The sequence below is a fragment of the Thiobacter subterraneus genome (assembly GCF_055379455.1).
In genome coordinates this window covers 1,419,707-1,442,478 of sequence record NZ_AP042402.1, presented here as the reverse complement: position 1 = coordinate 1,442,478, position 22,772 = coordinate 1,419,707, and the positions used below count along the sequence as shown (strand labels likewise).

Annotated in this window: 22 protein-coding genes and 1 pseudogene; 12 read left to right on the top strand and 11 right to left on the bottom strand. The window is 66.7% G+C overall.

Going from position 1 to position 22,772, the window contains the following annotated elements; genetic code table 11:
• Positions 1-34 precede the first annotated feature (34 nt).
• The 7 genes from ACZ42P_RS07210 to ACZ42P_RS07180 form a co-directional block, all read right to left on the bottom strand.
• Entirely contained in the window at positions 35-1,006 is a 972-nt protein-coding gene (locus tag ACZ42P_RS07210; RefSeq protein WP_464896882.1) for a PA2778 family cysteine peptidase, read from the bottom strand.
• Between the two features lie 3 nt (positions 1,007-1,009).
• Complete coding sequence (locus tag ACZ42P_RS07205; RefSeq protein ID WP_464896881.1) at positions 1,010-1,396, bottom strand: PA2779 family protein; 387 nt, start codon at positions 1,394-1,396, stop codon at positions 1,010-1,012.
• Between the two features lie 77 nt (positions 1,397-1,473).
• Entirely contained in the window at positions 1,474-1,890 is a 417-nt protein-coding gene (locus ACZ42P_RS07200) for an SseB family protein (RefSeq protein WP_464896880.1), read from the bottom strand.
• A gap of 34 nt (positions 1,891-1,924) precedes the next feature.
• Positions 1,925-2,554: a YEATS-associated helix-containing protein gene (locus ACZ42P_RS07195; RefSeq protein ID WP_464896879.1), complete on the bottom strand. Its 630-nt coding sequence runs from the start codon at positions 2,552-2,554 to the stop codon at positions 1,925-1,927.
• 11 nt (positions 2,555-2,565) lie between these two features.
• A complete protein-coding gene (locus tag ACZ42P_RS07190; RefSeq protein WP_464896878.1) occupies positions 2,566-2,925 on the bottom strand; it encodes a YEATS-associated helix-containing protein in 360 nt (119 codons plus the stop codon).
• 67 nt (positions 2,926-2,992) lie between these two features.
• A complete protein-coding gene (locus tag ACZ42P_RS07185) occupies positions 2,993-4,159 on the bottom strand; it encodes a M20 aminoacylase family protein (RefSeq protein WP_464896877.1) in 1,167 nt (388 codons plus the stop codon).
• A 491-nt stretch (positions 4,160-4,650) separates the two neighbouring features.
• Positions 4,651-6,786: a YgiQ family radical SAM protein gene (locus ACZ42P_RS07180; protein ID WP_464896876.1), complete on the bottom strand. Its 2,136-nt coding sequence runs from the start codon at positions 6,784-6,786 to the stop codon at positions 4,651-4,653.
• A 132-nt stretch (positions 6,787-6,918) separates the two neighbouring features.
• Between ACZ42P_RS07180 and ACZ42P_RS07175 the strand changes: the two genes are divergently transcribed.
• The 4 genes from ACZ42P_RS07175 to ACZ42P_RS07160 are packed head-to-tail and all read left to right on the top strand — an operon-like array spanning position 6,919 to position 9,186.
• On the top strand, positions 6,919-7,452 hold the full coding sequence (locus tag ACZ42P_RS07175; RefSeq protein WP_464896875.1) for an HPF/RaiA family ribosome-associated protein: 534 nt from the start codon (positions 6,919-6,921) through the stop codon (positions 7,450-7,452).
• Between the two features lie 29 nt (positions 7,453-7,481).
• Positions 7,482-8,036 (top strand): cytochrome b, encoded by a 555-nt coding sequence (locus ACZ42P_RS07170; protein WP_464896874.1) that lies wholly within the window; start codon positions 7,482-7,484, stop codon positions 8,034-8,036.
• Positions 8,033-8,593, top strand: coding sequence for a YceI family protein (locus ACZ42P_RS07165; protein WP_464896873.1), 561 nt, complete (start codon positions 8,033-8,035; stop codon positions 8,591-8,593). Before ACZ42P_RS07170 ends, ACZ42P_RS07165 begins: the two co-directional genes overlap by 4 nt.
• Before the next feature lie 32 nt (positions 8,594-8,625).
• On the top strand, positions 8,626-9,186 hold the full coding sequence (locus ACZ42P_RS07160; protein ID WP_464896872.1) for a YceI family protein: 561 nt from the start codon (positions 8,626-8,628) through the stop codon (positions 9,184-9,186).
• A gap of 39 nt (positions 9,187-9,225) precedes the next feature.
• On the opposite strand, the gene ACZ42P_RS07155 is transcribed toward ACZ42P_RS07160, so the two are convergent.
• Genes ACZ42P_RS07155 through ACZ42P_RS07145 form a run of 3 tightly spaced genes read right to left on the bottom strand, consistent with a single transcriptional unit; the run spans position 9,226 to position 12,149 of the window.
• On the bottom strand, positions 9,226-9,867 hold the full coding sequence (locus ACZ42P_RS07155) for a methyltransferase family protein (protein WP_464896871.1): 642 nt from the start codon (positions 9,865-9,867) through the stop codon (positions 9,226-9,228).
• A complete protein-coding gene (locus ACZ42P_RS07150; RefSeq protein WP_464896870.1) occupies positions 9,867-11,648 on the bottom strand; it encodes an ABC transporter ATP-binding protein in 1,782 nt (593 codons plus the stop codon). The genes ACZ42P_RS07155 and ACZ42P_RS07150 overlap by 1 nt, the downstream gene beginning before the upstream one ends.
• A 3-nt stretch (positions 11,649-11,651) precedes the next feature.
• The gene (locus ACZ42P_RS07145) at positions 11,652-12,149 is read right to left on the bottom strand and encodes a peptidylprolyl isomerase (RefSeq protein ID WP_464899379.1); all 498 of its coding nucleotides are present in this window, start codon (positions 12,147-12,149) and stop codon (positions 11,652-11,654) included.
• 214 nt (positions 12,150-12,363) lie between these two features.
• Between ACZ42P_RS07145 and ACZ42P_RS07140 the strand changes: the two genes are divergently transcribed.
• Positions 12,364-12,855 carry a thioredoxin family protein gene (locus tag ACZ42P_RS07140; RefSeq protein WP_464896869.1) on the top strand — a complete coding sequence of 164 codons (492 nt, stop codon included), beginning with the start codon at positions 12,364-12,366 and terminating at the stop codon, positions 12,853-12,855.
• Positions 12,852-14,033: a hypothetical protein gene (locus ACZ42P_RS07135; protein WP_464896868.1), complete on the top strand. Its 1,182-nt coding sequence runs from the start codon at positions 12,852-12,854 to the stop codon at positions 14,031-14,033. The genes ACZ42P_RS07140 and ACZ42P_RS07135 overlap by 4 nt, the downstream gene beginning before the upstream one ends.
• A gap of 141 nt (positions 14,034-14,174) precedes the next feature.
• Here the strand turns inward: ACZ42P_RS07135 and ACZ42P_RS07130 are convergent, their stop codons facing one another.
• Entirely contained in the window at positions 14,175-15,461 is a 1,287-nt protein-coding gene (locus ACZ42P_RS07130; protein WP_464896867.1) for a DEAD/DEAH box helicase, read from the bottom strand.
• Positions 15,462-15,811: 350 nt separating this feature from the next.
• Between ACZ42P_RS07130 and ACZ42P_RS07125 the strand changes: the two genes are divergently transcribed.
• From ACZ42P_RS07125 to ACZ42P_RS07100, 6 genes and pseudogenes are all read left to right on the top strand, one after another.
• Positions 15,812-16,015 carry a cold-shock protein gene (locus ACZ42P_RS07125; protein ID WP_464896866.1) on the top strand — a complete coding sequence of 68 codons (204 nt, stop codon included), beginning with the start codon at positions 15,812-15,814 and terminating at the stop codon, positions 16,013-16,015.
• Between the two features lie 94 nt (positions 16,016-16,109).
• A complete protein-coding gene (gene infA, locus ACZ42P_RS07120; protein ID WP_464896865.1) occupies positions 16,110-16,379 on the top strand; it encodes a translation initiation factor IF-1 in 270 nt (89 codons plus the stop codon).
• Between the two features lie 173 nt (positions 16,380-16,552).
• Entirely contained in the window at positions 16,553-18,469 is a 1,917-nt protein-coding gene (locus ACZ42P_RS07115) for a DUF6600 domain-containing protein (protein ID WP_464896864.1), read from the top strand.
• Positions 18,470-18,731: 262 nt separating this feature from the next.
• A complete protein-coding gene (locus ACZ42P_RS07110) occupies positions 18,732-20,036 on the top strand; it encodes an NAD(P)/FAD-dependent oxidoreductase (protein ID WP_464899378.1) in 1,305 nt (434 codons plus the stop codon).
• 430 nt (positions 20,037-20,466) lie between these two features.
• Positions 20,467-21,634 (top strand): annotated as a pseudogene (locus tag ACZ42P_RS07105) (IS256 family transposase).
• Positions 21,635-21,799: 165 nt separating this feature from the next.
• Positions 21,800-22,351, top strand: coding sequence for a hypothetical protein (locus ACZ42P_RS07100; RefSeq protein ID WP_464896863.1), 552 nt, complete (start codon positions 21,800-21,802; stop codon positions 22,349-22,351).
• The last annotated feature ends 421 nt before the right edge of the window (positions 22,352-22,772 follow it).

The window sequence follows — 22,772 nt, the reverse complement described above, 5'->3', positions numbered from 1 at the left end:
GGGCTGCGGACGCTGCGTCGTCGGGGGCGGTCCGTCACCTGCTTTTCGCCTCTTTCATCCGCTTTCTGATGTCTTCCAGGGTCTGCCGCGCCTGGGGCTGATCGCCCGCCAGCTGGATGGCGTGCTGCGCGGCCTCCAGGGCTTCCTTCCAGCGTTTCTGTTGCGCCAGGGCCCAGGCCAGGTTGTTGTGGGCCGCCCACTCCCGGGGATGATCCCGGGTGACCTGACGGAACGCCGCTTCCGCTTCCCGCCAGTCGCCCAGCGCGGCGGCGGTGTTGCCCAGGCCCATGCGCGCCAGCCGGTTGCCCGGCCAGCGTGACAGGGCGGTGCGGTAAGCCTCGTGCGCCGCGGCCGTCTGGCCGACTTGTTCCAGGGCCAGCGCGGCCTGGACATAGGTGTCCTCGCGCGCCGTGGCCGGCAGCCGCGCAGGCGGAAGGGCCAGCATGGCCCAGTAGCCGCTGCGCGCCCAAGTGTGCTCGAAGGTGGCAAGGGGCATCACCTCGCGCCGGGTGAGTCCCGAACGCAGCACGATTTCCTCCCGGTGCAGGTCGTAACCCACCGCCACCGCGTAGTGCCACAGGGGCAGCACGGACAGTCCCAGGTTCTGGAGCACGATCACCGGCGTGCCCGCGGCGATTTCGGCGAGCAGGTCGCCGAGGGAGGGCGCAAGGGGATAGGCCATGAGTCCCTCGCGCCGGGTGGCGGCCAGCATTTCCACCTGCAGGCTGCCCTGCCGCTCCGGCACATACACCCGCGGCGTGAGCGCGTCCGGGGTCACCGGCCGGCCCGCCGCCGTGAGCGCCATGGCCAGCGATGCCGGGCCGCACTGATGGGTTTCCTGGGGAAAGAAGGGGACTTGCTCCAGTTCCACCCGGGCAGGCAGGGCCGGCGGGGCCGCGCGCAGGCGGGCGAGTTCCGGCGTGCCGGCGCAGCCGGTAAGGCCCGCCAGAAGCAAAAGGCCCGCGCACAGGCGGGCCGAATGGGTAAGGCGCAGGATGCCGCGCAAGGATCAGCGCACGGAGCGTGTGAAGGGGAAGACCTTGGTGAAGCCCAGGATGTCCGTGATGAGGAGCACGAGGAAGATGAACACGATCACGCCCAGCACATCGCCGCCTGCGGGCACTTCGTCCAGCTTGCCTGCGATCTGGGCCACTTCCTCGTCGGTGAGGGCCGCCACCCGCTGCTTCGCTTCGGCGACGTCCACGCCGCGGGCTTCCAGCGCGGCGCGCACATCGGCGCGCTCCAGCAGCCCCAGCACGCGCTCCCGCTCGGCGCTGCCGCGGGCGATCTGCTCGGTGCTCACCAGGCCGGCCTGGGCGGTCTGCAAAGGCAGGGTGACCACCAGCATGAGGGCAAGGGCGATACGGCTCGTGATACGCAGAAAACGGCTGGACATGGCGTGTTCCTTTCGTGGTTTGAGGTGACGGAAATTTTAGCCGGGGCGCAAAGCGGAAGGATTACGGCCTGTTCATGTCAATGCAAGCTGCGCAGGCTGTGCACCAGTTGTGCCACCAGTTCCGGTTCCAGGTCCAGCCCCAGCTCGTCCCCCGGATTGAGGACGATGCCGAAGCCGGGTTCCATGCGCTCCAGCACCCAGCGGAATTCCGTGAGAATGCCGCCGCGGAATTCCGGGTAGTGTTCCAGGAAGGGCTTGGCGCGCTCCGGGCTGGTGAACAGCACCAGTACCGACAGACCCGCCGCCTCGTCCCGCACCACCAGCGGCTGGGCGCGGGTGGAGCGCTGGATGCCGCCGGGGGCCGTATCGTCCCTGACCGGCATGAATACCTGCGCGTCCACCAGCTGTTTCATGAACACCTCGCTATCGGTCTGCCCGGTCTGGGCGGCGTAGAGCTGGCGTTCCAGGTCGTTTCTGAGATCCGCTTCGTCCACAGGCCCTCCTTGTCCATGGCGCGTAAGGGGCCCCTCAGGCGTGGCCGCCCCCGCTGACTTCCGCCAGGAGCTGCGCGCCGCGGGGCGACAGGCACAGATGCACCAGATTCTGCTCGTCCGTGCTGAGATCCACCAGCCCCGACTGCCGCAGCCGCGCCAGCCGCTCGTTGACGAACTCCTTGGCCGGCGGGTTGGCGGTGAGGCTGCTCAGGTTGTCATAGACGGAGCCGCCCTGGGCCACGGCCCGGAGGATTTCCACATCGGTCGCGTTGAACCCCGCGCGGAAGAAGTCTTCCACGCTGGCCGGTGCCGCGCTCACCGGCTCGGGGCTGGTGCGGCCCGCCTTCGCGAACAGCCGGTTGGCCACCGCCTCGAACACGCGCCGCGAGAGCAGCACGTAGAGCAGGCAGAAACCGGCGAACACGAACACCGCCAGGGGACGGGTGCGGCCGAATTCCAGCAGATTGCTGGACGTCATGTTGAGGAACAGGGGCACGGTGAGGGCGGCGACGATGCCCAGCACCACGTATTTCGCGAGCTCCCGCCCGCTGCTGCCCTCGGCCAGGAAGAAATTGGCAAGACCCGCGAGAATGCCGGCGCTCACCATGACGGTGAACACCGTCACCATGTAGGGATCGAACAGTTGGGTGGATGTGGTTTCCATGGCGCCCCCTGTCAGCGCGCCGGCGGGCGCAGCCGCGTCGCGAGATTGTCCACCAGACGACGCGAAGCGAGCACGAACAGGAGACAGAAGCCGGCGAACACGAACAGGTCGATGGGGCGCGTTCGGGCCATGGCCAGCAGATCGCTGGAAATCATGTTGAGGAACAGGGGCACCGTGAGTGCCGCCACCATGCCCAGGACGATGTACCGCAAAAGCTCGCGGGCTGCGATGCCCGGCGCGCGCACGCTCAGGAAATAGTTGGCCAGCCCGCCCAACAGACCCGTGAACAGCATGATGGCGAACAGCAGCAGCAGATAGCCGTCGAGGGTGATGCTGCCAGCGGTCATCTGCAGCGAACCCTGCAATTCCATCGTCCTCCTCCTTTTTTGGTCATGGGACGGCGAGAGGATAGCAACGCCGGGGCGCGCACGCCATGCCTCAAGTCGCCAGCCAGCGCTCCGCGAGCCGCACCCAGTAGGCAGCGCCGATGGGCAGGGCGGCATCGTTGAAATCATAGCGGGGATTGTGCAGGGTGCAGCCGCCCTCCCCCGGCCCGTTGCCAAGCCAGACATAGCAGCCCGGCCTTTCCCGGAGCATGTAGGCGAAGTCTTCGGCACCCATGGAGGGCGGCAGGTCGGTGCGCACCTGGGCTTCCCCCACCACCTCGGCTGCCACCTGCCGGCAGAATTCCGCCTCGCGCAGGCTGTTGACGGTGGCGGGGTAGCCCCGCCGGTAATCCACCTGGGCCTGCATGCCGTGGGCCTGGGCGATGCCGGTGGCCATGCGTTCGATGGCGGCTTCCAGCTGTGCCTGGACCTCGGGACGCAGGGTGCGCACCGTGCCGCCCAGCACGGCCTGGGGGGGAATCACGTTGTAGGCTTCCCCGGCATGGAAGCGCGTCACCGACAGCACCGCCGCATCCAGGGGCGCGCACTCCCGGCTGATGAGCCCCTGCAGGGCCTGCACCAGCGTCGCGCCGGCCAGCACCGGATCGCGTCCCTGGTGGGGCATGGCGGCATGGGCGCCGTGGCCGCGCAGGATGATGTCGAACTGGTCGGTGCTCGCCATCACCGGCCCGCTGTGCACGGCGATCTGCCCCACGGGCAGCCCCGGCCAGTTGTGCAGCCCGAACACGGCATCCATGGGGAAGCGCGTGAACAGCCCGTCCTCGATCATGGCGCGGGCGCCGCCTTCCCCCTCCTCTGCGGGCTGGAAGATGAAATACACCGTGCCATCGAATTCCCGTGTGGCCGCGAGGTATTCCGCCGCCGCCAGGAGCATGGCGGTGTGGCCGTCGTGACCGCAGGCGTGCATGCGACCGGGGTGGCGGGAACGATGGGGGAAGGTGTTTTCCTCCTCGATGGGCAGAGCGTCCATGTCGGCGCGCAGGCCGATGGCCCGCGGCGAGCGTCCCGCCCGCAGCACCCCCACCACACCCGTGCCCGCGAGGCCCCGGTGCACCTCGATGCCGGCTTTCTCCAGCACGCGCACCACCAGATCGGCGGTGCGATGTTCCTCGAAGGCGAGCTCCGGGTGGGCGTGCAGCTCGTGACGCAGGGCCACCAGGCGGGGAAGTTCAGACTGGATACGGGCAGGAATCTGCATGGGTCGGCAATCGCAGAAAATCGGGTGAAGCCGCCTCACACCCGCGGTTTGGGGCAAGGCGCAGGCTCGGGTTGACAACACCGGTTCATTATCCCAGATCCTTGCGGCAGGCAGGACTTCTCGACGCTGGCCGCGGGAAGCCGGCGCGTTTTTTGACTAGAGCCTCCGCATGTCTCACAGCGGCATGGAGGATTGTTCCAGACTTGCCTGCCTCGCACTGCGGGGAACCGGCGCACGCGCCCGCACTCTACGCAGGGGTATGACAACCCGTCTCCACTTCCACCAAGCCCAATGAGCCCGGCGCCGCCATGAACGACGACCCTGCTTCCACCCTGGCCTGCCCCCTGTGCGGGGGAAGCCTGCAGCGCGTCCGTCGCCGGCTGGCGGATCGTCTCTGGTCGCTAATCAGACCGGTGCGGCGCTATCGCTGTGACAATCCGGCCTGTGGCTGGGTGGGCAACATTGCCCGCAAAAGGCGGCGCTGAGGCCTGCTAGCGCCGGGGCCCTTTGGCCGCGGCCTTGTGCGGCGTGCGCACGCCCTCCGGCCGGCGGCCGGTGCCCGGCGGCTGCCAGGCCGGCACCAGGTGGTGCTTGCCGTTGCCGATCAGGTCGGCGCGGCCCATGCGCTTCAGAGCCTCCCGCAGCAGCGGCCAGTTCTCCGGATCGTGATAGCGCAGGAAGGCCTTGTGCAGTCTGCGCACCCGCCCCTGGCGCACCGTGTTGACCGGCACCCGCCATTTCAGTCCCTTCAGGGGGTTGAGGCCGGTGTGGTACATGGTCGTCGCCAGCGCCATGGGCGTGGGCAGGAAAGTCTGCACCTGGTCCAGCCGGAAACCGTTGCGTTTCAGCCACAGGGCAAGCTTGAGCATGTCCTCGTCCGTCGTGCCCGGATGGGCTGCGATGAAGTAGGGGATCAGATACTGCTCCTTGCCCGCTTCCTTCGAGAAGCGGTCGAACAGCTGCCGGAACCGCTCATAGCTGCCGATGCCCGGCTTCATCATGTGGGCGAGGGGGCCGGGCTCGGTGTGCTCGGGCGCGATCTTGAGATAGCCGCCCACGTGGTGCATGGCGAGCTCGCGGATGTATTCGGGCGAGCGCACCGCGAGGTCGTAGCGGATCCCGGAACCGATCAACACCTTCTTCACGCCCGGGAGGGCGCGTGCCTTGCGGTAGAGGGAGATGAGCGGCCCATGGTCCGTGTTCAGGTTGTGGCAGATGTCCGGGAACACGCAGGACAGGCGCCGGCAGGCGGACTCGATGGTCGGGCTTTTGCAGGCCATGCGGTACATGTTGGCGGTGGGGCCACCCAGGTCCGAAATGACGCCGGTGAAGCCCGGGGTCCGGTCGCGGATCTCTTCGATCTCGCGCAGGATGGAGGCCTCCGAGCGGCTCTGGATGATGCGCCCCTCGTGCTCGGTGATGGAGCAGAAGGTGCAGCCGCCGAAGCAGCCGCGCATGATGTTCACCGAGAAGCGGATCATCTCCCAGGCGGGAATGCGCGCATCGCCGTAGGCGGGGTGGGGCCGGCGCGCATAGGGCAGACCGTAGACGTAATCCATCTCCGGCGTGGTGAGGGGAATGGGCGGCGGATTGAGCCACACGTCCCGGTCGCCATGGGCCTGCACCAGGGCACGGGCATTGCCGGGATTGGATTCCAGATGCAGGGTGCGCGAAGCGTGGGCGTAGAGCACGGGGTCATGGGCCACCTGCTCGAAGGCAGGCAGCCGGATCACCGTGCGGCTGCGGTCGGCCCGCTGCCGATGGAGCCGGATGACCTGGGGCGCGGGGGCAGCCGGCGGCGCCTGCGTTTGCGGGGCCGTCTCCGGGGCGGCACAGGCAGTGGGGGCGGGCGTCATGGCATAGGGGTCCGGATGCGGGATTAGCGGGCCGGGGGTGTCCACTTCGGTGGAATCGATCACCGTCCAGTCCGCCCCCGGCAGCCAGCCGTGGGGACGCAGGAAGGCCGTGCCCCGCAAATCGGTGATGGTCTCGATGGACTCGCCCCGGGCCAGGCGGTGGGTGAGTTCCACCAGGGCGCGCTCGGCATTGCCATAGAGCAGCATGTCGGCCTTGGCATCCACCAGCACCGAGCGGCGCACCTTGTCCGACCAGTAGTCGTAATGGGCGATGCGGCGCAGGCTGGCCTCGATGCCGCCGATGACGATGGGGACGTCCGGATAGGCTTCCCGGCAGCGCTGGGCATAGACGATCACCGCCCGGTCCGGACGCCGGTTGGGCTCGCCGTGGGGCGTGTAGGCATCGTCGGAGCGGATGCGCCGGTCCGAGGTGTAACGGTTGACCATGGAATCCATGTTGCCCGCCGTGACCCCGAAATACAGCCTCGGCCGGCCCAGGGCGCGGAAAGGCTCGGCGGAGCGCCAGTCCGGCTGGCTGATGATGCCGACGCGGAAGCCCTGGGCCTCCAGCAGGCGGCCCACCAGGGCCATGCCGAAGCTCGGGTGGTCGATGTAGGCATCGCCCGTGACGAGGATGACATCGCAGGCATCCCAGCCCAGCGCCTCCATTTCGGCGCGGCTCATGGGCAGGAAGGGTGCGGTGCCGAAGCGCCTGGCCCAGTAGGGGCGGTAGCGCATCAGCGGTTTGGGTTCGGCAAAGGGCGGATTCATCGGCAGATTTTACCGTTTTCAGGGGCACGGACCGGGTAAAGACCCCGCGGGCATGTCGCGGTTCCCCGGGGCCGGATGGTAAACTGCGGGCAAACCATCCATTTTTCTACCCGAATCCACGAGGGAGCCATCATGCAACTGCCCCTGCAGGTCACATTCCGTGACATTCCCCATTCCGATGCCATCGAGACCGCCATCCGGGAAAAGGCGGAGAAACTCGACCGTTTCTACGACCGCATCATGGCGGTGCGCGCGGTGGTGGGCACCATCCAGCGGCACCACCGCCAGGGCAAGCTCTACAACATCCGTCTGGACATCACCGTGCCCGGCAGCGAGCTCGTCATCAACCGCGACAAGGCGGAAGACATCTATGTGGCCATCCGCGACGCCTTCGACGCCGCCAGGCGCAAGCTGGAGGATTTCGCGCGCAGGCAGCGGGGCGAGATCAAGACCCACGAAGTGGAAAGCCGCGGCCGCATCGCCCGCCTGTTCCCGGAGGAGGGCTATGGCTTCATCGAGACGGCCACCGGCGACGAGCTCTACTTCCACCGCTTCAACGTCGTGCATCCGGAATTCGAACACCTCCAGGTGGGCGACGAGGTGAGCTTCCTGGTGGAGACCGCAGACGAAGGGCTCCAGGCCAACCGCGTGCACAAGGTGGGCTGAGCGCACCTGACGGTCGGTGCTGAGGCGCCATGGGATGGGAAGCCGGCGCGCGTTACACCCGCACGGCCATCGGCCTGCACTGGTTGATGGCGGTGGGCCTGGCCGGCACCTTCCTGCTGGGCCTCTCTATGCACGAGTTGCCCCTCAGTCCCCAGCGGCTCAGGCTCTACGCCTGGCACAAGTGGGCCGGTGTCACCCTGTTCCTGCTTGCGCTGCTGCGGCTTGGCTGGCGTCTTGCCCATCGTCCACCGCCGCTTCCCGTCATGCCCGCCTGGCAACGCCTGGCGGCGCAATGGGTGCACGGCCTGCTCTACCTGCTCATGTTCGTCGTTCCCCTGTCGGGCTGGCTGATGAGTTCCGCCAAGGGATTTCAGACCGTCTGGTTCGGCATCCTGCCGCTGCCTGACCTGGTGGGCCGGGACAAGGTGCTGGGAGATGCCCTCACCGTGCTCCACCGCGCGCTCAATTACCTTTTCCTGGGGCTCGTGGTGGTGCACGTGGCCGCCGCCCTCAAGCACCAGTTCCACGACCGGGATGGCCTCATGCTGCGCATGCTGCCCGGACGGGCGGGGAGGCGGGGATGAAGGCTTGGCTTTTTGTCCTGGCGGGGTTGCTGGCGGGCCCGGCGGCGGCGCTGCAATACGACACGCTGGTGGCGGAGGAAAGCCGCATCGGCTTCATCTATCGCCAGATGAACGTGCCGGTGGAAGGCGCCTTCCGGCAGGTGGGCGGATCCCTCGTCTTCGACCCGGCCAGACCGGAGGCCACCCGGGGCGAGATCACGGTCGCAGTCAGCGCCATCGATACCGGCTCGCCGGAAGGGGACGGGGAAGCCCGCGGCCGGCTGTGGTTCGATGCCCTGCGCCATCCCGTGGCGCGCTTCCTGGTGCAGAAAGTGAAGGCAACAGGGGCTGACCGCTACGAGGTGGGCGGCACGCTCACCATCAAGGGCCGCAGCCGGTCGCTCGTCCTGCCCGTCACTGTCCGCACGAGCGGCAGGCGCGCCGTGGCGGAGACCCGCTTCACGCTGCGGCGCCTGGATTTTGCCGTCGGCGAGGGCATGTGGGCCGATGTCTCGACCGTGGCCAACGAAGTGGAAGTGCGTGTCCGGCTCGTGCTCGCCGCGTCCGGTTCGTCCTGAATCCTGCTGTCCGTCGGAAAGGAGGAGAGTCCATGAAACGTCTGCTTGCCCTGTTGCTCCTGATGGCCGGCCCCGCGCTGGCGGCACCCGAAACCTTCGTCATCGACCCGGCCCATACCGCGCCCTGGTTTTCCTACAACCATCTGGGATTTTCCACCCAGACCCACCGCTTCGACCGGGTGAGCGGCAAGGTCGTGCTGGACCGCGCCGCGCGGTCCGCCAGCGTGGAGGTCAGCATCGATGCCAAGTCCGTGAACACCGGCCATCCCCTGTTCAACGAGCACATCCAGGGGGAGGACTTCTTCGACACGGCGCGCCATCCGGTCATCACTTACCGGTCCACCCAGGTGCGCATCGAGGGTGACCGGCCGGTGGCGGTGGAAGGGCTGCTCACCATCAAGGGCGTGACGAAACCGGTCACGCTGGAGATCACCCATTTCCACCAGGCCATGAACCCCATCCGCAAGAAGGAGGCGATTGGCGCCAACGCGGTGGCGAGCGTGAAACGCTCGGACTTCGGCATGGGCAAGTTCGCGCCCGGCGTGTCGGACGAGGTCAGGCTCAACATTGCGCTGGAGGCGCTCAAGGAATAGGGCAGGCTTCCTGCCGGAGGCAGGCGGGATGAGCGCCGGTCAGGGTGTTGAAGAGCGGGCCAGGGCTTCCAGCGCCTGCGCCTCCTCGCGGCTGAGACTGCGCCCGGGCCAGGGAATGAGACCGGGCACGCGGGCCCGGTAGCGGCGGTAGGCCTCGCCGTAGAGGGCGATGAGCTTGTTCTCTTCCAGCCGGCTGCCGACGACCAGATAGAGCGTGACGATGACGGCCGTGGTGAGCCACGCCGCGTTCATGTCGCGCGTCCACAACACGAGCAGTCCCAGGGCATACCAGGGATGGCGCACGTGGCGATGCAGGGGCGAGAGGGTGAAGGCTTCCCGCTGATCGTCCGGACCGATACGGCGCCGCAACTGGGCAAGTCCCAGAAAGGTGGCACCGTCATACCAGCGGGTGCTCCAGGCGAAACCGGCAAGGGCGAGGATCAGCGCCGGCCAGGCGATCCAGCCGGGCACCTGCCACAGCACCGGACCGTCGAAGCGCCAGGCAAGCCACAGGGGCGGCATGAGCAGGACGACGGCCACCAGATTGAAGAGCAGCCGGTAGGCGGGCAGCAGCCGCGGCCAGTGCCGGCCGACCCATTGTTTGCAGGCGCGTCCGGCCAGCCAGGAATGCAGCGCCCCGTAGGCAAGCCAGGCCGCGGCGATCGGGACTAGCTCCGCCATCAGTGCTGCAGTGTGCCGTAGAGCCGGGCGTAGAGGCCATCGCCCCGGATGAGTTCCTCGTGGCGGCCCTCCTCTACGATCTGGCCATTCTCGAACACCAGCGCACGGTCCGCCTGTTTCACCGCGGACAGGCGATGGGCGATGATGAGGGTGGTACGCCCGCGCAGGAATTCGGCCAGCGCCGCGTGCAGGCGGACTTCGGTTTCGGCGTCCAGGGCGGAGGTGGCCTCATCCAGGATGACCACCTGCGGGTCCGACAGGACCAGGCGGGCGATGGCCAGGCGCTGGCGCTGGCCGCCCGAGAGGCGCACGCCCTGGCGCCCCACCACGGTGTCCAGACCCTTGGGCATGGCCCGCACGGTATCGGCGAGCTGGGCCACCTCCAGGGCGCGCCACAGCTGCGCTTCCGAAAGTTCGCGGCCGAGGGTGAGATTCATGCGCACCGTTTCGTTGAACAGGGCCGGATGCTGCAGCACCGTGCCCACATGGGAGCGCACCACGTCCAGCCCGATTTCCGTCACGGGCACGCCGTCGAACTTCACCGTGCCGGACTGGGGCGTATAGAGTCCCAGGATCACCTGCACCAGGGTGGACTTGCCGCCGCCGGAGGCACCCACCAGCGCCACTTTCTCGCCGGGTGCAATGGCGAGGGAGACACCGTTGAGCACCGGTGTGTCGCCGTAGCTGAAATAAACATCCTCCACCTCCACCCCCACGGTGCGCTTGCCCAGGAAAGGGTTCTTCAGGTGGGGATAGATCGGCTCTTCCTTCAGGCGCAACAGCCCGTTCACCCGCGCGAGTGCCGCCTTGGCCCCGTAGTAGGCGTACTGGATGCCCAGCACTTCCTGCACCGGCCCCATCATGAACCAGAGATAGCCGAACACCGCCATCATCTGGCCGATGGACAGGCCGGAATAGAGCACCATCAGCATGGCCAGGGCGCGGAACACATCGAAACCGAACAGGAATACCAGGAAGGACAGGCGGCCTGCCGCGTCCGACTTCCAGGAAAAGGCCGCGGTATGGGTGCGTATGCCCCGGGCGCGGTCGATCACCTGGGCGATGTAATGACGCTCGCGGTTCATCGCCCGGATCTGGTGGATGGCATCCAGCGTTTCCGTGAGGGACTGCTGGAACACCTCGAAGGCGCGATTCTCCCGCTTCTTGAGCTCCTTCACGCGCTTGCCCAGCACCATGGTGAAGTAGATCACCGCCGGGTTGAGCAGCAGGATGAACAGCGCCAGTTTCCAGTGCATCCACAGCAGCACCACCGCCGTCCCCAGGATGGAGAGCACCGCCACCACGAACTTGGAAACGGATGCGCCGATGAAGCTGTCCACCGCGTCCAGATCCTTCACCAGATGGGAGGCGACCGTGCCACTGCCCAGGGTTTCGTATTCGGACAGGGCGATGCGGGACAGGCGCAGAAGCAGCTGCTCGCGCAGGTGGTACACCACGTCCTTGGCGACCAGCACGAACTGGCGGGCCTGCCAGACGCCCAATACCAGCGCGGTCAGGCGCAGGAGCAGGGTAAGGGTAAGCGCCGTCAGGATGTAGAACACCGGCCCCTGCCAGGCCGCGGGGGTGAGATGGTCGATCAGGGCCAGCATGGGTCCCGGCTTGTGCAACAGCACCTCGTCCACCATGAGGGGCATGAGCAGCGGAATGGGCACACTGGCCAGCGCGGCCAGGATCGCCACGCCGTGGGCCAGCAGGAGCTCGCGCCGATGCTCGGCGATGAGTGCCAGGATGGAAGACCAGGTGAAACCTCTGCGGGGCATGCTTCACTGCACCAGCCGCATGTCCTCGATCACCACCGTCTGGCGCGGCACGTCACCGGGAAAGGGGCCGCCGGGCCCGGTGGGCAGCTTGGCGATGCGGTCCACCACCTCCTCGCCGCGCACCACCCGGCCGAACACGGCATAACCCCAGCCGCGCAGGGTCGGCGCACTGTGGTTGAGGAAATCGTTGTCACGCACGTTGATGAAAAACTGCGCCGTGGCCGAGTGGGGATCCATGGTGCGCGCCATGGCGACGGTGTAGCGCTCGTTGCGCAGGCCGTTGTTGGCCTCGTTGGGAATGGGGGCGTCGGTGGGCTTCTCCCGGAAGTGCGTGTCGAAGCCGCCTCCCTGGATCATGAAGCCGTCGATCACCCGGTGGAAGATCGTGCCGTTGTAGTGACCCCGTTTCACGTAGCGCAGAAAGTTCTCCACCGTTTTGGGCGCTTTGTCCGGATAGAGCTCGAGGGTCACCGTGCCCAGGCTGGTTTTCATTTCCACCACCGGGTTGGCGGCAGCGGCGCCCAAGGTGAAGAGCAGGCCGAGCAGGCCCACAAGCAACTGGTATCCCATGAAAAACTCCGGCAGAAAAACCTCTATTGTAGGGGCCCGCGGCAGCCGGGGCGAGGCGGACTTGGCAATCCGCCGGCGATGGTTTATGCAGAATGAGAGCCCGTCCCGTACGGCCATGCTGCCTGCCCCTGCTGGAGAGTGTTCCATGCCCCGCTGGATCGCGTCCTTTCTGCTTGGCCTTTTGTCCGCCCTGCCTGTCCACGCCGACCCCCCTGCCGGCTATCCCTTCCTGAGTTTCGACGCAGGCCTGGCGCGGGCGCGGCAGACGGGCAAACCCCTGTTCGTCTATTTCGGCCGTTTCGGCTGTGCCTGGTGTGACGAGGTCAACCGCAAGACCTTCGTGGATCCTGCCCTGAAGGATCTCTACACCCGTCATTACGTGCTGGTGTATGTGGATGCGGAAAGCGGACGCCGTTTGCGCCTGCCCAGCGGCGAGCGCATCACCGAGGCCGAGCTGGGGGTGCGTCTGCATGCCTTCGCCACCCCCCTGTTCCTGTACCTGCTGCCGGATGGCACGGAGGTGGCGCGCATCCCGGGCATCCAGACGGTGGAAGATTTCCGCAACTACGACCGCTTCGTGCGCGAAGGCCACTACCGCAGCCAGACCCTGACCGAATTCCTGCGGGGCGAGCCATGAGGTGGCTTGTCGCGCTGCTGGCCCTGGGCGCAGGGGGTGCGCACGCGCAATGGGAATTTTCTGCGCCGCTGGACGTGGTGCCCGGCGTGACGGCTTTCTTCCACGTGGAATCCGCCGGACGCAAGAACATTGCCGTTTCCGGCAACACGGTGGCAGTCGCCTGGGAGGACCAACGGGACGGGACCCCCCGCTGCCATGTCGCCCTGAAGGTGCTGGATGCCGGCGGCTTCGCGCCCCCGCGCCGGCTGAGCGGAACCGGCGACTGTGCCGAACCCGTGGTGCATGCCGTGGCAGAAGGGGCCTTCGTGGCCGGCTGGGAGGAGGGGGGTCGCGTGCGGGTGCGCCGGCTGGATGCCCGTGGCCTGGGGCCCGCCCGGTCCCTCACGGCGGTGCCCTCGGCGCAGGTGAGCCTGGGATTCCATCCCCAAACGGGCCTGTTTGCCGCCTGGTCGGAACGGCGGCGCGGGCAGTGGCGCATCCAGGTGGCGGCCCTGGCGCGGGACGGCCGCGTGCTTCGCGTCCGCGCGGTGGATGATGGCGGCGCCGGAGATCAGGCCTATCCGAGTCTCGCGGTGCTCGACGGCAACCGGCTGGTGGTGGCGTGGGAGGACAGGCGCGCCGGCCACACCCGGCTTTACTACGCCGTGTCACGGGATGGAGGCCGCCGTTTTTCTCCACCGCGGCAGCTCAACGAATCCGAATGGCGCGGCCAGAGTCTCGGCTTCGGCCGGGGCACCGGGGTGATGCGGGTGGCACTCACGCCCTGGCGCGATGGCGTGGCCGCGGTCTGGGCCGACAAGCGCGACTTCCGCTCGGGTTACGATGTTTATGGTGCGTTTGCCGGTGCCGACCTGACCTTCGGCGCCAACGAAAAGGTGCAGGACCCCTTCGGCGACAACATCGCCCAGTGGCATCCTGCCATCGCCGGCCACCCGGACGGTCGCGTGGCGGTGGCCTGGGACGACGATCGCGACGGCACGCCGGACATCTGGCTGTCCTGGAAGATGTCCCAGGGCTGGAGCGAGGACCTCGCGGTGCCAGGCGCGGCCGGTCCCGGCGTGCAGTCCGATGCCGCCCTGACCCTGGATGCCGCGGGCAACCTGCACCTGGTGTTTCTGGACAAGCCCGAGGTCAACGCACCCTCGCGCCTGCGCTACGTGTTCGGGCGGGCGCGCTGATCTGCCTCACCCTGGCCCGTGCTCCTGGTCCAGCTTCTCGATTGCGCGCTGGATGGCGCACGGGGCTCCCGGGCGCCCGCAGCCGTCGTGTTTTTCCCCGTTGCGCCGGATCCTGCCGACTGGCGCGGCGGCCGGGTTGCTTCAGGCGCGGCCGCGTCGGACGGACTGACCGTGCCCCGGGCCGGACCGGGAGGTGGCGTGGCCGGCCGCCCGGGCACCGCCCCGCGGCGGATGCCGGCGGGTGCCATGTCCGGGGCTGCGCAACTCGATGGGCTGGGGCCGGGCGTTTGGATCCGGCTCGAATCCCGGGATCACTTCCCGGGGCAGCCTGCGCCGGATCAGTCGTTCGATGTCGGCAAGGAAGCGGTGCTCGTCCACGCACACCAGGGACACCGCCTCCCCCACATTGCCGGCGCGGCCGGTGCGGCCAATGCGGTGGACGTAGTCCTCAGGAACGTTGGGCAGTTCGTAATTCACCACGTGGGGCAGCTCGGCGATGTCGATGCCCCGGGCGGCGATGTCGGTGGCCACCAGCACCTGGAGCTTGCCCTGCTTGAATTCGCTGAGGGCGCGGGTGCGCGCCGCCTGGCTCTTGTTGCCGTGGATGGCCAGGGCCGGAATGCCGTCGCGGCTGAGCTGTTCGGCGAGCCGGTTGGCCCCGTGCTTGGTGCGGGTGAAGACCAGCACCTGGAACCACTGATGGGTCTTGACGAGATGGGCGAGCAGTTCCCGCTTGCGGTCCCGGTCCACCGGATGGATCTTCTGGGCGATGGTGTCGGCAGTGGCGTTGCGCCGGGCCGCCTCGATCAGGGCAGGCCGGTTGAGCAGCTTGTCCGCCAGGGACTTGATCTCGTCGGAAAAGGTGGCGGAGAACAGCAGGTTCTGCCGATGCGTGGGCAGCAGGGCGAGAATCCTGCGGATATCGTGGATGAAGCCCATGTCCAGCATGCGGTCGGCCTCGTCCAGCACCAGCACCTCGACACCCGACAAATCCAGCGTGCCCTGCTGCACGTGATCCAGCAACCGCCCGGGTGTGGCCACCAGGATGTCCAGGCGTTTTTTCAGCCGCGCGATCTGGGGATTGATGCCCACGCCGCCGAACATGGCCATCGAGGACAACGCGGTGTATCTCCCGTAGATGCGCACCGATTCTTCCACCTGGGCCGCGAGTTCCCGAGTGGGGACGAGAATGAGGGCACGCGGGCGGCCGGGCGCCGGGTTCGTGACGGGCCGTTGCGCCAGGCGGTGCAGGATGGGCAACACGAAGCCCGCCGTCTTGCCGGTGCCGGTCTGGGCGCCGGCAAGCAGGTCGCCGCCGGCCAGCACCGCCGGGATCGCCTGGCGCTGGATGGGGGTGGGCGTGGTGTAGCCGTGTTCGGTGACGGCACGGACGATGGGTTCGGCCAGGCCGAGCTCTGAAAAATGCATGAATACTCCGAGAAAAAAGTATCGGCCTGTCGCGCCCGCGGCGCGCCAGTCTGAGGCAGATGGGGGTCGTGGAGGAAAAACCGGACGCGGCACGGAGACTGGAACAGATGCCGCCCGCGCATCATAACAGAGGTCAATGCGCCCGCGCCGGAAAAGTTTTTGCAAATAAAGCTTGCATTGGCCCCCTGCTGCCCCCATACTGCCGTCAACGAGATGTTCAAGCAGTACGCAAGCCCGTTACGCTGTGCCTCATTTTTGTATCCGGTACTCCAGTTCGTCAGCTGTTCCGTCTTGATTCTCGTCACCCGGGCATGCGCCCATCCTCAAACTGCTATTCAGGAAATCTAGACATGGCAACTGGTACTGTGAAATGGTTCAACGACGCCAAAGGTTTTGGCTTCATCACACCCGACGGCGGTGGCGACGATCTATTCGCCCACTTCTCCGCCATCCAGGGCAGCGGGTTCAAGACCCTGTCCGAGAACCAGCGGGTCACGTTCGACGTGACCGAAGGCCCCAAGGGCAAACAGGCGTCCAACATCCGTCCCGCATAAGCGGCGGCTGAACGACACGGAAAAGCCCGGTTTACCGGGCTTTTTCTTTTTCATGGCAAGCCGCCCGGTGCTTGATTCCGGGCAGGAGCAGAGCATGGCCAAAGAAGAACTGATCGAACTGGAAGGCACCGTCACCGAAGTGCTGCCGGATACGCGCTTCCGCGTGCTGCTGGAAAACGGTGTGGACGTCGTCGCCTACGCCTCGGGCAAGATGCGCAAGTTCCGCATCCGCATCCTCGAGGGGGACAAGGTCACCGTGGAGATGTCCCCCTACGATCTCACCAAGGCGCGCATCAGCTTCCGCCACAAGGACGAGCGCCCGGCGGTGGCGACGGCCCGCGCACCGGTGCACCGCCGGCGCTGAGGCTGGAATCGTGACAGCCCGTTCATGCGGGGAGGATTGCGACCTGCTACAGTGACCAGCGACACCGCGGCGGGATGGGGCAGTCCGCTCCAGTGGGTCACGCGAGGTAAACCCTTGCGCCGCTGCTGCGTTGTGATGCCGCGTGATCGCCATTTCCGTCTTCGGAGGTCGTCATGGTCTTTCTGCGCCGCCTGGTGTTGTGTCTGCTTGCGCTGGCCCTTGCGTGGTCCGCGGCGTATGTCCGTGCCGCGGACGAACCCAGGGATTTCGAGCCCCTGCGGCTGAGTCACGTGGGCGGCAGCGTCTCCTTCATGCGGTACGGCGCCGAGGACTGGACTGCCGCGCGCGTGAACACGCCCCTGGCGGCGGGGGATGCCCTCTACGTGGGCGAACGCTCCGAGCTGGAGCTGCAGCTTGGCAGCCGCGCCTTCATCCGGGCCGACGACGACACCCAGCTCACCCTGGTGATCCAGGAACGGGATTTCCTGCAGCTGCGCATTCCCTCGGGGCGGGTGTCCCTGGATCTGCGCGCCCTGCCCGCGGGCAAGGTGATCGAGCTCGACACACCCAACGCGGTGTTCACTATCGACCGTCCGGGCTACTACCGGGTCGATGTGGACGGAGACGTGCATTTCATTACGCGCCGGGGCGGGCGCGCCGTGGTGGTGCCTGCGGGTGGCGCGCCCTACAGCATCCGCCCCTCCGAGGAAGTGGTGGTGGAGGGCTCGGAGCCGGCCCAGGTCAGCAGCTACGTGGCCCCCGAACCGGACCGCTGGGACCGCTGGAACGAGGCCCGCAGCCGGGAACTGCTGGACGCGGTCAGCGAGCGTTACCTGCCGCCGGGGGTGGCGGGCGCGCGCGAGCTAGACCATTACGGAAGCTGGCGCGTGGTGCCGCCCTACGGCCCCGTGTGGGTACCCGACGGTCTGCCGCCCGGCTGGGTGCCCTACAGCACCGGCCGCTGGATCTGGGATCCCTACTACGGTTGGACCTGGGTGGACGATGCGCCCTGGGGCTGGGTGCCCTTTCACTATGGTCGCTGGGTCTTCCTTGACGGTTACTGGGCGTGGGCGCCGGGCCCCGTGGTGGTGGCACGCCCGGTCTATGCCCCCGCGCTGGTGGCGTTTTTCCGTACCGGTTCGGGCGTGTCCCTGGGCATAGGCCCTGCGGGCCTGGCCTGGGTGGCGCTGTCCTGGGGCGAGCCCCTGCTGCCCTGGTGGGGACCGCCCCGTTTCGTCGGTCGTCCCTGGTGGGGCGGTTGGGGCGGACCGCGCATCGTCAACCAGGTGGTGATCCGTCCCACCACGGTCGTCAACGTCACCCACATCCATTACGAAAACCTGAAGGTGGCGAGGACCATCGTGGTCACCGACGTGGACCGCTTCGGCTACGGCAATCCGCGCGTGGTGCGCATCCGCGAGCGGGAGCAGGAGCGTGAGCTCAGGCATGTCCGGGGCGAACTGCCCGTGCGTCCCGACCCCCGCCGCCTGGCGGGGGATGATGCGCGCGGCGTGCTGCCGCCCCGGGAGGTGCTGGAGCGGCCGGTGGTGGCCATGCGCCCCGCGCGGCCGCCCCAGGTTCCCTGGCGGGTCGAGGCCTCCCATCCCCTGCGTCTGGCCGAGCCGCGCCATGTGGCGCCCCCGGGCCGGCCCGCCGGCGAGTTCCCCCGTGCGCCCGAGGGGCGCGAGGCAGGCCCGGAACGGCCCCGCCCCGGTCTGCCGCCCGCCTACGGGGACATGCGCGAATCCCGCGGGCGCGGCGACGGGGCCGACGCGCGGCGGCCGGAACGGGATCCCTACCGGCCCCGGGTGGTGCCCGTGGAGCCCGGCAGCGAGCGTCCCCGGGAAGTGCCGCGCGTGCGCGAAGAGCCGCCGCGGCCCCGGCCGGCCGAGGAGGGGGCAGGCCGCTGGGAGCGCCGTGAACGAAGCGACCCCGGGCTGCGGCCCCAGCGCATGGAAAGCGAAGAGCGGATCGAGCGTCGCGAGCGCGTGGAGCGTTCCCTGCCCGGTGAGGCGGCGAACCGGCCCTGGCGCGGCAGGGGCGACGATGACGAGGGCCGCCCCTCGCGCAGGCCCGAGCGGGAGCGCTGAACGCACCCCGTGGCGCCCCGGGGGAATGGTTGACACATCCCCTTGAGGCGTTGCGGATGGCCTGCTGTCGTCGACGACCCCGTCAGTGTTCTGCGCCTGTTGCGGGAAGAGGCAGGGCGAGGGTGCGCATTTGCACCGTTGCCAATGGTCGTGATTGCGAACGCGCGGCGGCCGCGGCGCGTGGCAGGCCAACTGCGGTAGAATGGCGCGCTTTCCCAGCAGGCCTGCCATGACCGACGCCGCCGAGACCGCCTCCCGCGATCTGCACCAGATCGTCATCGTCGGCGGCGGCGCCGGCGGGCTGGAGCTCGCCACGCGCCTGGGCGATACCCTGGGCCGACGCGGCAAGGCCGCCATCACCCTCATCGACCAGGCACGCACCCATCTGTGGAAGCCGCTGCTGCACGAAGTGGCGGCAGGCAGCCTGAACTCCCACGATGACGAGCTGGAGTATCTGGCCCAGGCCAAGTGGCACCACTTCCGTTTCCGGCTGGGGCGCATGGAGGGGCTGGACCGCGCCAGGCGCCTGGTCCATGTGGCGCCCACCTACGACGAGGACGGCAGCGAGATCGTGCCCCGCCGCAGCTTCCGCTACGACACCCTGGTGATCGCGGTGGGCAGCGTCACCCACACCTTTGACACCCCCGGCGCGCGGGAACATTGCCGCATGCTCGACACCACCGAACAGGCGGCGCGTTTCCACCAGCACCTCATCAATACCTGCCTGCGGGCGCACACCCAGCCCGGCCCCATCGAACCCGGACAGCTCACCGTGGCCATCATCGGCGGGGGCGCCACCGGCGTGGAACTCGCGGCGGAACTGCACGAAACCACGCGCGAGCTGTATGCCTACGGACTGGACAAGATCGAGCCCGAGAAAAACGTGCGCATCGTCATCATCGAGGCGGCGCACCGCATCCTGCCTGGTCTGCCGGAGCGTCTATCCGCGGCGGCCGACAGGGAGCTGCGTGAGCTCAAGATCCACGTGTTCACCGGGGAGCGCGTGGTGGAAGTGAGGGCGGAAGGCGTGCGCACGGCCAGCGGCCTGTTCATTCCGGCCCGCACCGTGGTGTGGGCGGCGGGCATCAAGGCGCCGGATTTCCTCGCCAACCTGGACGGACTGGAAGTCAACCCTCTCAACCAGCTCAAGGTGCTGCCCACCCTGCAGACCACCCGCGACCCCAACATCTTCGCCATCGGCGACTGCGCGTCCTGTCCCCAGCCCGGCTCCGACCGGCCCGTCCCGCCGCGGGCCCAGGCGGCCCATCAGCAGGCCATGCTGCTGGCCAAATCCCTGCCACGGCGTCTGCAGGGCAAACCGCTGCCGGAGTATGTCTATCGCGACTACGGCTCCCTGGTGGCGCTGGGACGCTACACCACCGTGGGCAACCTCATGGGCGGGCTCGCGCGGGGCAGCATGCTGATCGAGGGACTGATCGCGCGCTTCGTCTATTGGTCCCTCTACAAGAAGCACCAGATCGCCCTGCACGGCGTGTTCCGCGTGGTGCTGTCCACCCTCGCCACCTTCATCAACTCCCCCAACAAGCCGCGGGTGAAATTGCACTAGCCCTGCCGTCCGGCGCAAATGGGGGGTAACGGTGCTGCCGGACAACAGCGGCGGCAGGGTCGGTGCTTGATCGCAGGTTTCAAGTATCAGGGGAAGACTGATCCCAAGCTGCACTGGTGAAGGACGCTCTTCCACTCAGATGACGCCGCAGAGTTGATGAACCCCGGAGTCCGTTCGGGATGTCTTCCGGCGGTCAAATCCGTGTGTCGCTTGCCACGCAAAATGGCAGCACCCCAGCAAAGAGTTCCCCGGTGAATGACGAAGAGGGCTTGACACTGGCATTGACAACGGCATGATCGTACGCTCTTTCGCTGTCAAACCATTGTGGCAGTTGTGTATCTTTCTTTCTGTAAATTCCGTTTCGCCCTACCGGCGGGATGGTGAGGTGGGAGATCTGACGCCATGACATGGAGAAAGGAGTATAAGCCCCATGGCGATGCGAGTCGAAACGAACGCTCTGGAGGCGGCGTATGCAGCCTTGCTTGAGCACGGTCTTGACGGCGCGGGCGAAGCGCTGCGCATCTTGGTCAACGAGGCGGCCAAGATCGAGCGCGCCGAGTTTGTCGGCGCCCGGCCTTACGAACGCACCGCAACCCGGCGCGATTCGGCCCCCGGCTTCAAGCCCAAGACCATGCTCACCCGCCTGGGTGAAGTGACTTTCCAGGTGCCGCAGGTGCGTTCCGGCGATTTTTACCCTTCCGCCCTGGAAAAGGGCACCCGCACGGACCAGGCCGTCAACCTGGCGCTGGCCGAGATGTATGTCCAGGGCGTCTCCACCCGGCGGGTGATCGACGTCCTGCAGCGTCTGCTTGGGCCCGAGATTGCGCTGTCTTCCGCCCAGGTGAGCCGTGCCGCGGCCAGGCTCGACGAGGGGCTCAAAGCTTGGCGCGAGCGCCCCTTGGGCGAGGTGCCCTACCTCTTGTCTTCCTGCCCGCTACGAGAAGGTCCGCCTGGAAGGCCGCATCGTCGATTGCGCAGTCTTGATCGCCGTCGGCATCGACGCTTCGGGCAAACGCCGGGTGCTGGGCTGCGACATTGCCACCTCGGAAGCCGAGATCAACTGGCGCCGTTTCCTGGAAAAGCTCCTCGCCCGAGGCTTGCAGGGCGTCAAGCTCATCGTTGCCGACGATCATGCCGGACTCAAGGCGGCCCGCCGCGCTGTCTTGCCCGCTGTCCCATGGCAGCGCTGCCAGTTCCATTTGCAGCAGAATGCCGGCCAGTTCGTTACCCGCCAGGAGGCGAAGAAAACGGTCGCCGCCCAGCTGCGCGCCATCTTCAACGCACCCGACCGGGCGGAGGCCGAACGGCTCTTGAAGAGCGCTCTGGAGGCCTGGCGCAAGGCGCATCCGAAGCTGGCCCAATGGGCCGAGGAAGCCGTGCCGGAGAGCCTGACCGTGTTCGACTTCCCGGCAGCGCACCGCATCCGCCTGCGCACCACCAATGGCCTGGAGCGGATCAACCGGGAGCTGCGCCGCCGCACGCGCGTGGCTAGCATCTTCCCCAACCCGGATTCCTGCTTGCGCCTCGTCTCGGCTCTGCTTGCCGAACTCGACGACGAGTGGATGACCGGCAAGGTCTATCTCAACCTCAACCCGTAACCCCGGCGCCATGACACCCGCCGCAGAAATTTACAGAAAAGGGGTCGCACAATCTGCTTGCCGCGTTCAAGTGCGCAACCTCGCCGGCAGCGCTGAAAGTCAGTTGGTGGGGGACGGCGCGGATATCATGATGGCGGAGGAAGGTTGCGTCGCCCAAAGCGGGAAATGCGCAAATCAAATGTGGCGGATGGCGGCATGAAAGGAAAATATTTCTCACCATCCAGGTCGGAAGCCAACATTCTGGACCTCGTGCTATTTGGTTCGTCCTTTACACTCCATTTGATTTGGTGTCTTTACATATTTAAGGAACGTGGCATCGGAGCCGTCACACGTTCTCAGCAATTGCTGGGCAATGTCTATTCAGTTGTCGGTTTTGAGTGGAATGGCCTTGGAGCCTATTTGGTCGCTGGAGCATTGCTTTCCTCTTTCTTGGCAAACACTTTTAGGCGCGTGTTTGAGGGACTGCTGCTTGGTTGGCCGAGATTTCCCACGCATAACAAAGGGAGCCTGACGGATTCTTTCTGGATGCTGCTTGGTTATGGACTTATAACTTTCTTCGCCGCTGGTTTTTTTGGGGAGAAATTCACAGCAAAAAATATCGAGTTGTTGGACGCAATCCTTATTGCTGCAATGACATATATTTTTGGCTTTATAGTTAATGTTTTCGATGAATTCTTGTCGGCGGCTTATATCGTTTTTCGTGGAGGTAAAGCTTGAGCGCGTTACACAAAGCAGGGTCCCTTGCATGGGTGGCCACCAAACTGAAAGAGGTGGCTGATGCAGCTGAGATTGTCCAAAACACGGCTGATCCAAATGCTCGCGAGCAAGCGGCTTATGATGCTGCAACGAAGCTGGCTGAGGCCGTTGGAATTGGCATACCGCTTTGGTTTCTCGACAAGGCTCTCACCAAAACTGGTCTCGATCGTGTATTTGATTCACTCCGCAAGGACAAATCATTCCAAGATTACTTGAAGGATCAGGCCGCGAAGAAAAGTCTACGAGATGCGGGATTAGGCACCCTGGCGGAATGGGGATTGAAAGAGCTTCGTGAATGGATCAGCCGGAACGCATATCTCGATCCTCTATTTGATTTGACGACGGGTCGGTATCGGGATGCCAAACCCTGGCGCTGGCCCCG

Excerpts from the sequence above, each read along its gene's own strand:
- ACZ42P_RS07175 (WP_464896875.1), top strand. The coding sequence starts at position 6,919 with ATGCAACTGCCCCTGCAGGTCACATTCCGTGACATTCCCCATTCCGAT.
- ACZ42P_RS07180 (WP_464896876.1), bottom strand. The coding sequence starts at position 6,786 with ATGAATCCGCCCTTTGCCGAACCCAAACCGCTGATGCGCTACCGCCCC.
- ACZ42P_RS07185 (WP_464896877.1), bottom strand. The coding sequence starts at position 4,159 with ATGCAGATTCCTGCCCGTATCCAGTCTGAACTTCCCCGCCTGGTGGCC.
- ACZ42P_RS07135 (WP_464896868.1), top strand. The coding sequence starts at position 12,852 with ATGAGGTGGCTTGTCGCGCTGCTGGCCCTGGGCGCAGGGGGTGCGCAC.
- ACZ42P_RS07100 (WP_464896863.1), top strand. The coding sequence starts at position 21,800 with ATGCGCAAATCAAATGTGGCGGATGGCGGCATGAAAGGAAAATATTTC.
- ACZ42P_RS07165 (WP_464896873.1), top strand. The coding sequence starts at position 8,033 with ATGAAGGCTTGGCTTTTTGTCCTGGCGGGGTTGCTGGCGGGCCCGGCG.
- ACZ42P_RS07160 (WP_464896872.1), top strand. The coding sequence starts at position 8,626 with ATGAAACGTCTGCTTGCCCTGTTGCTCCTGATGGCCGGCCCCGCGCTG.
- ACZ42P_RS07130 (WP_464896867.1), bottom strand. The coding sequence starts at position 15,461 with ATGCATTTTTCAGAGCTCGGCCTGGCCGAACCCATCGTCCGTGCCGTC.
- ACZ42P_RS07190 (WP_464896878.1), bottom strand. The coding sequence starts at position 2,925 with ATGGAATTGCAGGGTTCGCTGCAGATGACCGCTGGCAGCATCACCCTC.
- ACZ42P_RS07195 (WP_464896879.1), bottom strand. The coding sequence starts at position 2,554 with ATGGAAACCACATCCACCCAACTGTTCGATCCCTACATGGTGACGGTG.
- ACZ42P_RS07125 (WP_464896866.1), top strand. The coding sequence starts at position 15,812 with ATGGCAACTGGTACTGTGAAATGGTTCAACGACGCCAAAGGTTTTGGC.
- infA (WP_464896865.1), top strand. The coding sequence starts at position 16,110 with ATGGCCAAAGAAGAACTGATCGAACTGGAAGGCACCGTCACCGAAGTG.
- ACZ42P_RS07205 (WP_464896881.1), bottom strand. The coding sequence starts at position 1,396 with ATGTCCAGCCGTTTTCTGCGTATCACGAGCCGTATCGCCCTTGCCCTC.
- ACZ42P_RS07170 (WP_464896874.1), top strand. The coding sequence starts at position 7,482 with ATGGGATGGGAAGCCGGCGCGCGTTACACCCGCACGGCCATCGGCCTG.
- ACZ42P_RS07155 (WP_464896871.1), bottom strand. The coding sequence starts at position 9,867 with ATGGCGGAGCTAGTCCCGATCGCCGCGGCCTGGCTTGCCTACGGGGCG.
- ACZ42P_RS07115 (WP_464896864.1), top strand. The coding sequence starts at position 16,553 with ATGGTCTTTCTGCGCCGCCTGGTGTTGTGTCTGCTTGCGCTGGCCCTT.
- ACZ42P_RS07140 (WP_464896869.1), top strand. The coding sequence starts at position 12,364 with ATGCCCCGCTGGATCGCGTCCTTTCTGCTTGGCCTTTTGTCCGCCCTG.
- ACZ42P_RS07150 (WP_464896870.1), bottom strand. The coding sequence starts at position 11,648 with ATGCCCCGCAGAGGTTTCACCTGGTCTTCCATCCTGGCACTCATCGCC.